This window comes from Streptomyces sp. NPDC001822 (assembly GCF_042892135.1).
Taxonomy (GTDB): domain Bacteria; phylum Actinomycetota; class Actinomycetes; order Streptomycetales; family Streptomycetaceae; genus Streptomyces.
The window spans coordinates 138,746-152,838 of record NZ_JBIATW010000001.1; the positions used below are offsets into that span (position 1 = coordinate 138,746).

The following is a 14,093-nucleotide window of genomic DNA, read 5'->3' on the forward strand; positions in this document are numbered from 1 at the left end:
GACCACACGACCTGTGTGACATAGTCGGCCCATGTGTATCGCCCGGAACAGGGAGTAGCGGATGCCCGTCGAGTGGCAGCCCGTACGGCAGTCGCGCACCCACGAACTCGTGTTGCAGAGCATCGAGGAGCAGGTCCTCGCCGGAGAGCTCAAAGCGGGCGACCGTCTGCCGCCCGAGCGGGAGCTGGCGCCGGTCCTGGGGGTCAGCCGGTCCGCACTCCGGGAGGCGCTCAGGGTGCTGGAGACCATCGGTGTCCTGGTCGCCCAGCCGGGACGCGGCCCCGACTCGGGTGCGCGCATCGTGCGCAACCCCGACGACGCGCTCGGCCGTCTGCTGCGTCTGCACTTCGCGCTGGGCAGCTACAGCCTGCACGACGTGCTGGAGGCGCGAGTCGTGCTCGAGCGGTCGAGCTGGGATGCCGCCGCGCGGCACTCCCGGGCCGAGGATCTCGACGCGGCGGAACAACTGGTCGACCGGATGGGACAACCTGACGTCGGTGTGGCCGAGTTCAACGACCTGGACACGCGCTTCCACGTCCTCATCGCGGGCAGTTCGGGCAACGCGCTGACCTCCACACTCACCTCGGCGGTTCGCGAGTCGGTGCGCCCGCTGATCCTCCGGGCGCTGGAGAACGCCGACGACTGGCCGGCGACGGCGGGCGCGCTCAACGGCCAGCACGCGCGGCTGCTGGGGCTGGTCCGCGAAGGACGAGGGGGCGAGGCGGCGGACCTGGTCGAGGAGCACATCCGCGGCCTGCACGGGACGCTCGTCGACAGCGACAGCGACAGCGACAGCGACAGCGACAGCGACAGCGACAGCGGTGCGTCAGAGGGCCGCGCGCCCAGCCGGGACACGACCCCCGGGCTCGCAAGCGAGTGAGCCCCGGGCTCGGCTGCGGGCCAGGCTGCGGGGGCGCCCCCGGCGATCGGCGATCCTCGGGTCGCGTGCCCCGTCACCGGCTGCCGGTTCGCCAGTGATCCGTACGCGCGTAGGGCGGAGGACCCCGGCCGTGGCCGGGATCCTCCGATCGCGGTCATCGCCTCCGGACGGTGTACGTCAGGTGCGTCACCTTCGGGGAGGGCTCCGAGCGGACCTGCGTCAGCGCCACCCGGCTCGCGTCCACCCCCTCGAACAGGCGGATTCCGGAGCCGAAGAGCACCGGGGACAGCGCGATCGAGAACTCGTCGACCAGGCCCGCGTTCACGTACTCCAGGATCGTCTCGCCGCCGCCCGCGATGCGGACGTCGCGGTCGCCGGCTGCCTCGCGGGCCCGGTCGAGTGCGGTCTCGATGCCGTCGTGGACGAAGTGGAACGTGGTTCCGCCGGGCCGTTCCCAGGGGTCACGCTTCTCGTGCGTCACGACGAACACCGGCGTGTGGAAGGGCGCTTCCTCCGGCCACATCGTCTCTCCGGCATCGAACATGCGCTTGCCCATGATGCTCGCGCCGGTGCGCTCGAACGTCTCCCGCGCGATGTCGTTGTCGCGGCCCTCCTCGCCGCCCCTGCCCAGCTTCAGGTTCTCCCGGAAGAACCGCAGCGGGAAGATCCACTGCTGCAGTTCCATCCACTGACGCCCCATCAACTCCTCGGAGGACTGGGGCGCGATGAACCCGTCCAGCGACATCGACACACTGAAGAACACCTTCCCGGCCATCAGCCCTCCGCTCCCTTCCGCAGGGTTTCGGTGACGTAGGCGGCCAGGTTGCCCAGGGTCTGCCGGCCGGCCTCGACGGCGTGGTACTTCTCGACGGCCTCGTCGCGCAGTTCCTTGGTCGGGAACAGCGTGCGCATCTCGATGCGGGTCTCCGGGCCGTCGGCCGCGAACGTGAATACGGACTCGAAGGCGTTCGGGTCGTCGTGGGACTCACCGTGGAGCAATGCGATCCGCTCGGGCGCGGTGATCTCGGTCCAGGAGATCCACTCCTGGTAGTCCGTCCCGTCCGGTCCGTGCATCACGAAGTCCCACGCCCCGCCGACGCGGAACTCGAACGCTCGCGTGGTGGTGGTGAATCCGTCCGGGCCCCACCACCGTGACAGGTGTTGCACCTCGGTGAATGCCTCGAACACCAGCTCCCGCGAGGCGCTGATGGCCCGGGAGATCACGATCTCGCGGTCGGCCGCAGCCGACTGCGGGGACGCGTCACGCGCTGTCGCTTTCATGGGTCAGTCCTCCTGTTTTTGCTGCTTGAGTTCCTGCACGTACTCGTCCAGCCGGCCGAAGCTCGCGTTCCAGAAGGCCTCGAACCCGCCAGTCCACTCGTGAACCGGTCGCAGTCCGCGGGCGTCGAGGCCGTACAGGCGCTGCTTGCCCGCCCTGCGGTCCCGCACCAGCCCGACCTCCTTGAGCACCCGCAGGTGTTTGGACGTGCCCGGCTGGGTCATCCCCAGCTCCTGGGCCAACTCGTTCACCGGCCGCTCGCCCGCCCGCAGCAGCACCAGGATCTTCCGGCGCTGCGGCTCGGCGATCGCGTTGAAGACGTCCGACGTCGTCGCTGCTCGTGCCATGGCCCAATCATATTCCGATATAGGCATGCGTCAACCGCAGTGATCATGCCGACCCCGGAGAGCTTGTGGTGCCGAGGTGTCGGGATCGGGTTCCGCCACTTCGGGTGTGGTTCTGGCGCGGCGCCCCCGCGCGGCGGTCCCGACCGTTCCTTGCCGCCGCGTGCGCGCGGCCGCTTCCCGATTCGGACCGAGGCTAGTATGGTCGGACCATAACTTCCCGAGGAGGCCCCATGCGTATCGGACTCTTCGCCACCTGTCTGGGTGACACGCTCTTCCCCGAGGCGGTGAAGTCGACCGCGTTGCTGCTCGCACGCCTGGGCCACGACGTGGTGTTCCCGCCCGGCCAGACCTGTTGCGGCCAGATGCACGTCAACACGGGCTACCAGCGCGAACCCGTGTCGCTGGTGCGCAACTTCGCCGAGCAGTTCGGGGACTCCTCGATCGACGCCGTCGTCATGCCGTCCGGTTCGTGTGCGGGCTCCGTACGCCACCAGCACGCGATCGTCGCCGAGCGCTACGGTGACGCGCCGCTGCGCGCCGGGGTCGCCGCGGTGAGGTCCAAGACGTACGAACTCTCCGAACTCCTCGTCGACGTCCTCGGCGTCACCCGGGTCGGGGCGTACTTCCCGCACCGTGTCACCTATCACCCGACCTGCCACTCCCTGCGCCTGCTCGGAGTGGGCGACAAGCCGCTGCGGCTGCTGCGCGCCGTCGAGGACATCGACCTCGTCGAACTGCCCGAGGCCGACGCCTGCTGCGGCTTCGGCGGCACCTTCGCCGTCAAGAACGCCGAGACGTCCACCGCGATGCTCCAGGACAAGATGCGCCACATCTCGGACACCGGTGCCGATGTGTGCACGGCCGGGGACTCCTCCTGCCTCATGCACATCGGCGGAGGTCTCTCCCGCATCAGGTCCGGCACGCGGACCCTGCATCTCGCCCAGATCCTCGGTTCCACCCGGACCGCGCCCTACGCCCCGCTGGAGGCCACCCGATGAGCACGTTCCTCGGCATGCCCGCAGCCCCGCCCCGCTCGCCGTACGGCACGGGAAACCTGCGCGGTGACCGCCCGTTCCCGGAGGCGGCCCACGACGAGCTGCGCAACGAGCAGTTGCGGCGGAACCTGGGGAGGGCCACCCGCACCATCCGGGCCAAACGGCTTCACGTCACCGCCGAACTCCCCGACTGGGAGGCCCTGCGCGACGCCGGATCGGCCGTCAAGACGGACACCATGAACCGGCTCCCCGACCTCCTGGAGGAGCTGGAACGCAACGTCACCGAACGCGGCGGCACCGTCCACTGGGCGCGTGACGGTGCCGAGGCCAACGAGATCGTCACCCGGCTGATCCGGCAGACCGGCAGCAGCGACGTCATCAAGGTGAAGTCCATGGCCACGCAGGAGATCGGCCTCAACGAACACCTCGAGGCGGCGGGCATCACACCGTACGAGACCGACCTCGCCGAGCTCATCGTGCAGCTCGCCGACGACAAGCCGTCGCACATCCTCGTGCCCGCGATCCACCGCAACCGCGACGAGATCCGGCAGATCTTCCTCGACGAGATTCCCGGCGTCGACCCCGAGCTCGACAACGTGCCCGCGCACCTGGCGGCCACCGCCCGCACGTACCTGCGGGAGAAGTTCATGACGACGCGGGTTGCCGTGTCCGGCGCCAACTTCGGCATCGCCGAGACCGGGACCCTCGCCGTCGTCGAGTCGGAGGGCAACGGCCGCATGTGCCTGACCCTGCCCGACACCCTCATCACCGTCATGGGCATCGAGAAGGTCCTGCCGCGCTATCAGGACCTGGAAGTGTTCCTGCAGTTGCTGCCGCGCTCCTCGACCGGGGAGCGGATGAACCCGTACACCTCTATGTGGACGGGGGTGACCCCGGGCGACGGGCCGCAGAACTTCCACCTGGTCCTCCTCGACAACGGCCGCACCGCCGCGCTCGCCGACGCGATCGGCCGCGAGGCCCTCAACTGCATTCGCTGCTCCGCCTGCCTGAACGTCTGCCCCGTGTACGAGCGAGCCGGCGGCCATGCCTACGGATCGACCTACCCCGGTCCGATCGGAGCGGTCCTCACGCCCCAGCTCGCGGGCATGCACGCGGCCAAGGACGACCCCAACAGCTCGCTGCCGTACGCCTCCAGCCTGTGCGGAGCCTGCTTCGACGCCTGCCCCGTCAAGATCGACATTCCCTCGATGCTCGTCGAACTGCGTCACCAGCACACCGAGGAGTCGGGCACGACCGCGGAGAAGCTGGCCATGAAGGCCGCGGCCGCGGTGATGAGCAGGCCCAAGCTGTTCACGGCGGCGCAGAAGGCCGCCGCACTCGGCCGGGTCGCCGGCGGACGGGACGGGACGATCTCCCGGCTGCCCGCCCCCTTCGACGGCTGGAGCGACAGCCGGGACACGCCCGCCCCGCCGAAGCAGTCGTTCCGCTCGTGGCTCGCTTCGGCCGAGGGATCGGCGGCCATGCGCGCCGCCGCCGACGAGGGCGCCCGGGGCACTGCCCAGGACGAGAAGGAGGACCGGTGACCACGACGGACGCACGCAGCACCGTGCTCGGCCGGATCAGGGACGCCCTGGCTCTCGCCCCCGCGCCCGAGGCGACGATCCCCCGCGCCTACCGCACCGGGCGTACGCTCCCCGACGACGAACGGATCGGGCTCCTGACCGACCGACTCGTCGACTACAAGGCGCAGGTCCACCCCTGCACCGCCGACCGCACGGCCGACGTGATCGGCGCGATCCTGCGGGAGCGCGGCGCCCGGCGCATCGGTGTGCCGCCCGGCCTCGACGAACAGTGGCTCACCGGATACGACGGCGAGACGCAGCGGGACTCCGCCGACATTCCCGCACCCTCTCTCGACGCACTGGACGGGGTCGTGACCGCCTCGGCGGTCACCTGCGCCGAGACCGGGACGATCTTCCTGGACGGGTCGCCGGACCAGGGCCGGCGGGCGCTGTCGCTCGTACCCGACCTCCATGTCTGCGTCGTCGACCTCTCCTCCGTCGTGGCGGGGGTGCCGGAGGCGGTGGCCAGGCTGGTGCCGGAGCGGCCGACCACCCTGATCAGCGGGCCCTCGGCCACCTCCGACATCGAGCTGGAGCGGGTGGAGGGGGTACACGGCCCCCGCACGCTCGCGGTCGTGATCCGCACCGACGTGTAGCCCGCACCCCGCGCGCGCCACGAGGGATGCCGGAGCACGCTGTCCGACACGTCAACCGACGACACGTCGGCCGACGACCCGTCGGCCGACGACCCGTCACTTCCCGGAACCACCGGGGCGCACCACCCGGTAGCGGAGGTAGAGGGCGCCGGCGGCGAAGGAGCGCGTCTCGACGAGTTCGAGGTCGGACCGGCGCTCGTGCCGGGGAAAGTAGGGAATGCCGCCCCCGACCAGTACCGGGTGGACCACGGCCCGGTACTCGTCGATCAGATCCAGATCGGCCGCCGCGGCGGCCAGGGCCGCGCCGCCGATCGCGATGTCGCCCTCGCCCGGCGAGGCCCGCAGCCGCTCGATCTCGTCCGCCAGACCGCCGGAGGCGAGACGGGCACCACTGCCCTCCACCGTCGACAGCGTGGTCGAGAACACCACCTTCGGGAGCGGCTTCCAGAGTGAGGTCCACTCCCGCGACGCGTCGTCGAGAGCCGGGTCCTGGTCGGCGGTCTCCCAGTAGAGCATCGTCTCGTACAGGCGTCGCCCCAGCAGATGGACGCCGATGTCCCGGATCTCGTCGATCCAGAATCGAAAGACCTCCGCATCCGGCTCCGTCCAGTCGAACCTGCCGTCGGGTCCCACGATGTAGCCGTCAAGGGAGACGCCCATGGAGTAGGTCACGTTGCGCATCTGAAGTCCTCCTCGGTTCGGCTCCGACAGTACGGCCGCCGGGCGGTGGCCGCCGCAGGACTCGGCACGGCTCGCGGGATTCCCCCGGATGTGTCCCGCCGCGAAGCGGTGTCCCGATGCGGGGCGGAGCCCGGACCGGGACTCGACGGCCGGGTGCCGGCCCGTAAGGTCCCCGTCCCCTACGGCGCGTGGGTCACCTCCAGCGGCGCGAGGGCCACGCGGGTGACCGCGCCGTCGTCCGCCCAACGCACGGTCACCTTCTCCCCGTTCACCTCCACCGAGTCCACTGCGGCGTCGAGCGGGACGGCGTCCGGATCGGCCGTCAGCGAGGCCACGGCCACCAGCAGCTCCGTGCCCTCCACCTGGGCGGCCAGCCGGGGCAGCACCGCCCACGGCGTGAACGCCGTGCCCTGCGGCGCCCGTACGGTCTCCTCCTCCGTCCAGCCGCACAGGGGGTGGAGCGCCGAACGCACCGTGCCCACGGGGTCCGTCGCCCACCCGGTCTGTTCGGCCCGGGCACCTGCCGGTGCGCCGATGACCCGGTGCACCCGCAGTTCGTGACGCCCCCGGACCACGGTCACGCTCTCCACCCGCAGCCCGGGTGCGGTGGGCGGGCCCTCCGGGAAGACGGGGCGGTGCCAGGAGGCAGCCCACCCCCAGCCGTCCCCGTGCCCCGCGCCCAGCGGGTGGATCCGCACCCGGCGGCTGCGCGAACCCGCCACCAGGATCGCCAGATGGTTGTCGGCGGCGTTGCCGGAGGCCGTGGGGCCGGTGGCCGTCGAGTAGGCGAGCCGGGCGTAGAGCGGGTCCGACACCTGCGCCGTGTCGCCTTCATGGGGCCGGACGTGATCGCTGCCGTGGTTGTGCAGCCGCACGATGCCGTCCGCCCGGGTGGACTGCACCAGCAGTCCCGGCGACGGCAGGGACAGCACCCGGTCGGGGCCCTCGCTGGGAGCGGGTTCCTCGGGCGCCGTCCACAGCGGGTGCTCCTCCGGCGCGAGCAGCGCCACGAACGCCTTCGACGCCCAGTACGGCGACGAGGGACCCGAGTACTCCTGGAGCGTGGCGTCGTGCGGGCCGTGCCATCCCAGGCTCAGCAGGCCGTCGTCCCCGGCGGCACCCCGCTCCAGGAAGTATTTGAGCGAGCCGCTGATCAGCCGGCGCGAGACGCCGGGGGACAGCGGCGTGTGACCGGTGACCGCGCCCATCGCGACGGCCGCGCCCGCCGCGAAACGGTAGGTGAGCGAGCGGCCGAAGTGCATGGGGGCACCGTCCGCGCCGAACATCAGCGAGAAGCTCTCCAGATGCTCGCGCAGGCGCGCGCCGTGGGGTGCGGACAGGTCCGTCTCCCCGGACAGGTAGCCGTCCAGAACGGGATACAGGTGCAGCGCCCAGCCGTTGTAGTGGTCGAAGGCACGCCCGTCCCCGTCGGAGTACCAGCCCTCGCCGCGGTACCACCCCTCCAGCAGGTCCAGCGCCCGCTGCCGCGCCCGGGCGGTCTCCCCGTCGCCCCGGCCGACCGATTCGAGGAAGCCGGCCACGGAGTAGGGGAAGAGGTACCAGTTGTTCGGGGCGGGGGTGTGCCGCAGCGCGCCGCGCAGCCACTCCTCCGCCCGGTCCTGGGTGCCCGCGTCCAGCCGGTCCCACAGCCAGGGCCGGGTGAGCCGCAGGCCGATGGCGACGGACGCGGACTCCACCATCGGCTGCCCGAACACGGTGTGGTCCCGGATCAGGGGCCAGGACTCGGCGTCGTCCCTCCCGGCGGTGAGGGTGCCGGCGGTGAGGCCGTCTGCGTAGCGCTCCAGCCGGTTGTGCGGGTCCTTTCCGTCCGCGCCGGCGACCCGGAAGGCGGCTGTGAGGAACGTGCGCGCGTAGCCCTCCAGACCGTCGGAGCGGACACCGGAGCGCGAGGGGCGCCCCGGCAGGTCGAGCATGGCGCCGCCGGGGGTGGCCCACTTCCAGGCAGCGTCCAGCAGGCCGTCCGCCACCGCCTCCCAGTGCGCCCGGGTGAAGCCGGTGTACGGGCTCGAATCACGGTCCTCGGAGGGGAGTTGAAAGGGAGTGGAGGTCATGCGAGGAATGCCAGCCTTTCGCGTCGTACGGGATGGGCGAAGCCGTCGCCCGCCGCCCAGCGGGCGACCTCGCCGACGGCCAGGTCGGCCAGCCGCCGCAGTTCGTTGCCCTGGGAGCCCGCGAGGTGAGGAGTGATCAGGGCGTTGTCGCAGTCCCACAGCGGATGGTCCGCCGGCAGCGGGTCGGGGTCGGTGACGTCGAGCACCGCCCTGATCCGTTCGGCCCGCAGTACGTCGGTGAGGGCCTCCTGGTCGACGACCGCCCCCCGGGAGGTGTTGACGAGGACGGCGTCGGGCCGCATCGAGGTGAGCAGGTCCCGGCTCACCAGCCCCGTCGTCGCGGGCAGCAGGGGCGTGTGGACGCTCACCACGTCGCTCCCGGCGAACAGGGCGGGCAGGCCGACGGGGTGGACGCCCAGAGCGGCCGCCTCGGCGTCCGTGACGTACGGGTCGTGGAGGAGGATCCGCAGGTCGTAGGGCCGCAGGAGTTCGATCACCCGCCTGCCGATCAGCGAGGCGGACAGGATGCCCACTGTGCGCCGGTAGTTGCCCACGTCGGGGGGTGTGGCGAGCCAGACGTCGCGTGCCCGGGTGGCGCGGTAGTCGCGGGCCCGTTCCAGGACCCGCTTGCCGGACAGCAGGATCATGGCGACCGTGTACTCCGCCACCGGCAGGGCGTTGGCCGCGGCGGCCGACGACACCTCGATGCCCCGCTCCCAGCACGCCTCGGTCACATGACCGCGTACCGTGCCCGCGGTGTGGACGACGGCCCGCAGCGCCGGCGCGGAGGCGAGCACGCCCGCGTGGATCGGCGGGCAGCCCCAGCCGGTGACCAGGACCTCCGTGTCCGCGAGCACGGCACGGGCCGCTCCGGTCGAGAAGTCGTCGAGCACCGGCGGCGCGAGTGCGCACACCTCGGACAGGGCGGCCAGGGAGTCCGGCGAGAGCACCGCGGCGGCGGCGTCCGCTCCCATGGCGAGTGCGGCGCGCGGCCGGCGGCGGGCGGGGGGAGTGCTGGGCATGGTTCTCCTGTGCGGTCGTCCGGGCGGGGCGGTACGGCTACTTGACGGCGCCCGCCGTCAGTCCGGAGCGCCAGAAGCGCTGGAGCAGGGCGAAGGCGAGGATCAGGGGCAGCACCGCGAGGAGCGATCCCATGATCACCACGGGGTAGTACTCGGGCGACACGGACGCGGCACTGTTCCAGGTGTAGAGACCGAGGCTGACCGGATACAGGTCCTGGTCGGAGAGCATGACCATGGGAAGGAAGAAGTTGTTCCAGATGGCGGTGAGCTGGAACAGGAACACGGTGACCAGCCCGGGTCCCAGCATGCGGAGCGCCACCCGGAAGTAGGCGGCCAGTTCGCCCGCGCCGTCCATCCGCGCGGCTTCCAGCACCTCGTCCGGCACGTACCCCTGGCTGAAGATCCGGCCGAGGTAGACCCCGAAGGGGTTGAACAGGACGGGGATGAAGACCGCCCAGAAGGTGTTCACCAGCCCGGCGCCGGACGCCATCAGGTAGAGCGGCAGGGCGAGCACCGTCTGCGGCACCATCACGGCCGCCAGGACCATTCCGAACAGCTTCTCCTTGTGGGCGAACCGGTACTTGTCGAACGCGTAGCCGCACGCGACGCTGATCAGCGCGCCGAGCGCGGCCCCCACCACCGCGTACAGCAGGCTGTTGCCGTACCAGCGCCCGTACAGCCCGCCGTCGATGGCGAACAGGTCCTTCATGTTCCGTACGAAGGAGAAGTCGCCCAGCGACAGGATGTTGCTGCTGAACAGCGCGTCCCGGTCCTTGGCGGAGGCGAGCACCAGCCACAGGACGGGGAGCAGGGTGTAGAGCACGGACACGAACACCACGAGGTTGACGACGGAGCGCCCGAGCAGCCTGGGACGCAGCGGCAGGACGGTACGGGATGCGGTCGGCGCGCTCATCGGGCGCCCTCCTCGGCTGCGTCGGAGCGGTTCGTCCAGCGGGTGACGCCGTAGGAGAGGGCGATCGTGAACAGCAGCAGGATCACCGAGGCGGCCGCCGCGAGACCGTAGTTGTTGCGGGTGAAGGCGGCGTCGTAGATGTACATGCTGGGTGAGAAGCGGGAGTTGATCATCGGGGTGGACTGGCTCAGCAGCATCGGCTCGGTGAAGAGCTGGAGCGCGAAGATCAGGGTGAACATGGCGACCATCACGATCGACGACCGCACCAGCGGGGCCTTGACCCGCAGCGCGGTACGGACCGGGCCCGCTCCGTCGACGACCGCCGCCTCGATCACCTCGCGGGGCACGGCCTGCAGGGCTGCGTAGAAGACGACCATGTTGTAGCCCAGGTTGCTCCACAGGGCGATGTTCACGATGGACGGGAGCACCGTGTGCACCCCGAGGAAGTCGACGGTGATGTCGGCCCCGGCGAGCAGGTCGATCACCGGGCTGATGCCGGGGGTGTAGAGGTACAGCCAGATCAGGGCGGCGATGATGCCCGGCACGGCGTGCGGCAGGAAGAGCGAGAGCTGGACGGTGGCCCGGAGGCGGACCACGCCGGAGTCCAGCAGCAGTGCGAGGGCGAGCGCGCCGGTCACCATCAGGGGGATGTAGACCAGGCAGTACAGGGCGACGACGCCGAGCCCGCCGAGGAAGGTCGGGTCGGCCAGGACGGCGGTGTAGTTGCGCAGTCCGGCGAAGACCGTGCGCTCCGGGCCGAAGCCGAGGCCCGGCTGGTCGTCGCTGAAGAAGCTCAGGTACACGGCGGTGGCGACCGGGATCAGGAAGACGGTCACCAGGAGGGCGAAGAACGGCGTCATCAGGACGCCGCAGGCGCCGAGTTCACGCCGCCGTGCGGACCTGCGGCCGGCCGCGGGCGCTGCCGCGGCCGGACTCCGTGGCGACGGGCGGGCGGGAGCGTCCGGCGCATCCGCCGGGACGGACACGGGGGTGGCGCTGGTCATGGGTGTCACCTGCCTCTCTGCTGATGGTTACGGGATGCCGGCCGCCGGTCAGCTGGAGCGGCGGGTGGTCGAGAGGCCGAGTGCCTTCAGGTCGGGCATGGTGCCCTCCTGCGCCGCCCGGACCGCTCCGATGATGGAGCCCTGGCCTCCGCTCGCCCGGGCCAGTCCGTCCTTCATGAGCTTGCCGGTCGCCGTCATCCGGGGCCCCCAGATCCAGCCCGGCCGGATCTTGTGCGCCTCCTGCTCGAAGAGGCTGTAGATGTCCTGGCCGCCGTAGTAGGCGCGGTCGAAGGCCTGCCGCCCCACCTCGACGAGCCCCGGTGCGGCCGGGTACTGGCTGCTGGCCCCGCTGGAGAGCCGGGCGCGCAGCGCGTCCGGGTGTGAGACCTGCCATTCGATGAACTCCATCGCGGCCTCGGGGTGGGCGCTGTCCTTGGTCACGGCGAACGTCGATCCGCCGTGGGTTCCGACTCCGGGGTCGCCCGGGTCCCACTGGGGGATCGGGGCGAGCGCCCACCGGCCCTTCTGGCCGGGGCGGGCCTTCATCTGGGCGCCCGCGTCCCATGCGCCGCTGAGCCTGCTGAGGACCAGGCCGTTGCCGATCTGGACGTCGCTGTGCCGGCTCTCCACCGCGTTCATGAAGACCAGGTCCTGGTCGGTGAGCCGTTGCCAGAACGCGGAGACCCGGCGGGTCGGCGCGTCGGCCAGTGAGACGTTCCAGGCGCCGCCCGCCGTGTCGAACCACTGCGCGCCGGCCTGCCACGCGAACGCGGCGAGATGGGTGTCGCCGTCCGTCGGGAAGAGGGCCATCCGGCGCTCGGCGCTCCTGCGGCGTACGGTCCTCGCCGCGTCCTCGAAGTCCTCCCAGGTCGCCGGCGCGGTGAGCCCGTACCGCTCGAAGAGGTCGGTGCGGTAGTGCAGCACCATCGGCTCTATGTCGAGCGGGACGCTGAACACGCGCTTCTCGAAGGTCGTCAGTTCCAGCGCCTGCGGCAGGAGTTTCGCGCGGAGCGCGTCGCTGACCAGGCCGGTGACGTCACGGCACACCCCGTCGATGGCGAAGCCGGGCACCTGGGGGTACTCGATGGTGGCGACGTCCGGGGCGTTGCCGGCCCGGGCGGCGTTGCTGAGCTTGGCGTAGCCGCCCTGCGCCCCCGAGGGGATCTGCTGGAAGTCGACGTGGACGGTGCGGTGCCCGCGGTTGAACGCGTCCACGACCTCCTGGCTGCCCCGCAGCGCGGACCAGAAGGTGATCCGCGTCCTCCCGCCGGTCCTGCGGCTCACGGTTCTGCCGGTACTGCTCGTACCGCCCGATCGTGTGTCCCCGCCACCGCTCCCGCAGGCGCTGAGCGCGCCCGCGAGAGGCAGTGCGGCGATCGTGGCGAGCACGGATCGACGGCTCTGTCGACCGGACATGTGCGCCTCCCGCGGCTCTGGTTCGAGACACGGGGAATACTGATCGGCTGATCGATAGCGGTCAATAGATCGATCAAAAGAAGATTTAAGTGTTCAAACGATCAGCTCTCCGGAGTGCTCAGCCTCAAGGTCGATCCCCGCACTTCGAGACGGGGCAGCAGCTCGATCCTGCGCACCGGACCGGTGGTGCCGGCCGGATGCCCCAGCCGGTGCAGCAGCAACTCCGCGGCAGCCCGCCCGATGTCGGCCCTGGGCGGGGCGACGGCGCTCAGTGAAGTGGTGCCCAGGGCGGCGACCACGTCGTCGTACGCCACCACGGAGCAGTCCCGCGGGACCCGTATCCCGCTCTCCGCCAGCCGCTGGACCAGCATCAGAGCGTCCTCGTCGCCGTGCAGAACGGCCCCCGTGACCCCGCGCTCGCGCATCAGCGCCGCGAGGTCCGGTGCGGCCTCCTGGGGGCCGTCGCCCGGGCCCGCCGTCGGTGAACTGAGCACGACCGACCAGTCCTCCACCTCGGGACGGGCCGCCGCGATGTCGGCGAAGGCCGCCCGGATCGCGCGCGCGGTGGGGCTGTCGTTCCTGGCGGCGAGCACCAGGCGCCGGTGACCGAGCGAGACCAGGTGGTCGACCGCCAGATGGATTCCGTACCAGTGGTCGGAGCAGACCGAGTCCAGGGCGTGGAGCGCGCTGCCGGGACGGGCGCGCCGCTCCATCAGGACGGTCGGCACCCCGATCCCGGAGAGCCAGCCGTAGTCCGCCTCCTCGACGGCCGCGCTGCGCCACCGCGGAGCGATGAGCAGTCCGCGCACACCGGCGGCCAGCGCCCGCTCCACCTGGGGCCGTTCGGCTCCGGCGGCCTGCGGGGCGATGCGCAGGGTGATGCGGACCCCGGCCTCCTCCAGAGCGGTCCTGGCGCCGTGCAGGGTTTCGTACAGATACGAATGCCGCTCCGGGACGACGAGGGCCACGGCGCCGCCGTCCCCGCCGGGCCGCCCGCCCCGTGCTGTGGGCTCCGGCTCCGTCGGGCCGGCGTCCTCCATCGGGCGGACCACCCCGTGCCCGCGCCTCAGCATCCCCGCCACGGCGAGTTCCTCGACGTCCCGCCGCAGCGTGACCGCCGAGACGTCGAGCTCGGTGGCGAGCGAACTCACCTTCACCGCGCCCCGCGCGTGCACCACCGCGAGTATGCGTTTGCGCCTCAGCTCGACCGGCTCCCGCATGCTGGCCCCCTTGCCTACCGCTGTGCCGTGTTCGTTTGAACGTTTCGTGAGCGGTCGCAGCATAGCGAGCGGGGCGGGTCGCGGT

General features: G+C 71.4%; 14 protein-coding genes. 4 read left to right on the forward strand and 10 right to left on the reverse strand.

The features are described from left to right. Positions 1-61: 61 nt before the first annotated feature. Positions 62-880, forward strand: coding sequence for a FadR/GntR family transcriptional regulator (locus ACFYY2_RS00675; RefSeq protein WP_388735164.1), 819 nt, complete (start codon positions 62-64; stop codon positions 878-880). Positions 881-1,034: 154 nt separating this feature from the next. Here ACFYY2_RS00675 and ACFYY2_RS00680 read toward each other — a convergent pair whose 3' ends face one another. From ACFYY2_RS00680 to ACFYY2_RS00690, 3 genes are read right to left on the reverse strand one after another with little or no spacing between them, the layout of a single operon-like run. Beyond that, positions 1,035-1,655: a dihydrofolate reductase family protein gene (locus tag ACFYY2_RS00680; RefSeq protein WP_388735166.1), complete on the reverse strand. Its 621-nt coding sequence runs from the start codon at positions 1,653-1,655 to the stop codon at positions 1,035-1,037. Next, positions 1,655-2,161, reverse strand: a complete 507-nt coding sequence (locus tag ACFYY2_RS00685) for an SRPBCC family protein (protein ID WP_388735167.1) — start codon at positions 2,159-2,161, stop codon at positions 1,655-1,657. Before ACFYY2_RS00685 ends, ACFYY2_RS00680 begins: the two co-directional genes overlap by 1 nt. A gap of 3 nt (positions 2,162-2,164) precedes the next feature. After that, positions 2,165-2,506 carry an ArsR/SmtB family transcription factor gene (locus ACFYY2_RS00690; RefSeq protein ID WP_388735169.1) on the reverse strand — a complete coding sequence of 114 codons (342 nt, stop codon included), beginning with the start codon at positions 2,504-2,506 and terminating at the stop codon, positions 2,165-2,167. Positions 2,507-2,736: 230 nt separating this feature from the next. On the opposite strand from ACFYY2_RS00690, the gene ACFYY2_RS00695 reads away from it, so the two are divergent. From ACFYY2_RS00695 to ACFYY2_RS00705, 3 genes are read left to right on the forward strand one after another with little or no spacing between them, the layout of a single operon-like run. Next, a complete protein-coding gene (locus ACFYY2_RS00695) occupies positions 2,737-3,504 on the forward strand; it encodes a (Fe-S)-binding protein (protein WP_388735171.1) in 768 nt (255 codons plus the stop codon). Beyond that, entirely contained in the window at positions 3,501-5,045 is a 1,545-nt protein-coding gene (locus tag ACFYY2_RS00700; protein ID WP_388735173.1) for a lactate utilization protein B, read from the forward strand. Before ACFYY2_RS00695 ends, ACFYY2_RS00700 begins: the two co-directional genes overlap by 4 nt. Then, positions 5,042-5,680, forward strand: a complete 639-nt coding sequence (locus ACFYY2_RS00705) for a lactate utilization protein C (RefSeq protein WP_388735175.1) — start codon at positions 5,042-5,044, stop codon at positions 5,678-5,680. The genes ACFYY2_RS00700 and ACFYY2_RS00705 overlap by 4 nt, the downstream gene beginning before the upstream one ends. A gap of 96 nt (positions 5,681-5,776) precedes the next feature. Here ACFYY2_RS00705 and ACFYY2_RS00710 read toward each other — a convergent pair whose 3' ends face one another. The 7 genes from ACFYY2_RS00710 to ACFYY2_RS00740 form a co-directional block, all read right to left on the reverse strand. Beyond that, entirely contained in the window at positions 5,777-6,361 is a 585-nt protein-coding gene (locus ACFYY2_RS00710) for a dihydrofolate reductase family protein (protein WP_388735177.1), read from the reverse strand. Between the two features lie 179 nt (positions 6,362-6,540). Further along, positions 6,541-8,433 carry a DUF2264 domain-containing protein gene (locus ACFYY2_RS00715; protein WP_388735179.1) on the reverse strand — a complete coding sequence of 631 codons (1,893 nt, stop codon included), beginning with the start codon at positions 8,431-8,433 and terminating at the stop codon, positions 6,541-6,543. Next, positions 8,430-9,455, reverse strand: a complete 1,026-nt coding sequence (locus ACFYY2_RS00720) for a hydroxyacid dehydrogenase (protein WP_388735181.1) — start codon at positions 9,453-9,455, stop codon at positions 8,430-8,432. Before ACFYY2_RS00720 ends, ACFYY2_RS00715 begins: the two co-directional genes overlap by 4 nt. Positions 9,456-9,492: 37 nt before the next feature. Beyond that, the gene (locus tag ACFYY2_RS00725) at positions 9,493-10,368 is read right to left on the reverse strand and encodes a carbohydrate ABC transporter permease (protein WP_388735183.1); all 876 of its coding nucleotides are present in this window, start codon (positions 10,366-10,368) and stop codon (positions 9,493-9,495) included. Then, positions 10,365-11,372 (reverse strand): sugar ABC transporter permease, encoded by a 1,008-nt coding sequence (locus tag ACFYY2_RS00730; RefSeq protein ID WP_329042085.1) that lies wholly within the window; start codon positions 11,370-11,372, stop codon positions 10,365-10,367. The genes ACFYY2_RS00725 and ACFYY2_RS00730 overlap by 4 nt, the downstream gene beginning before the upstream one ends. A gap of 48 nt (positions 11,373-11,420) precedes the next feature. Further along, positions 11,421-12,788, reverse strand: a complete 1,368-nt coding sequence (locus tag ACFYY2_RS00735; protein ID WP_388735185.1) for an ABC transporter substrate-binding protein — start codon at positions 12,786-12,788, stop codon at positions 11,421-11,423. A gap of 101 nt (positions 12,789-12,889) precedes the next feature. Continuing rightward, positions 12,890-14,008 carry a substrate-binding domain-containing protein gene (locus ACFYY2_RS00740; RefSeq protein ID WP_388735187.1) on the reverse strand — a complete coding sequence of 373 codons (1,119 nt, stop codon included), beginning with the start codon at positions 14,006-14,008 and terminating at the stop codon, positions 12,890-12,892. Between the last annotated feature and the right edge of the window lie 85 nt (positions 14,009-14,093).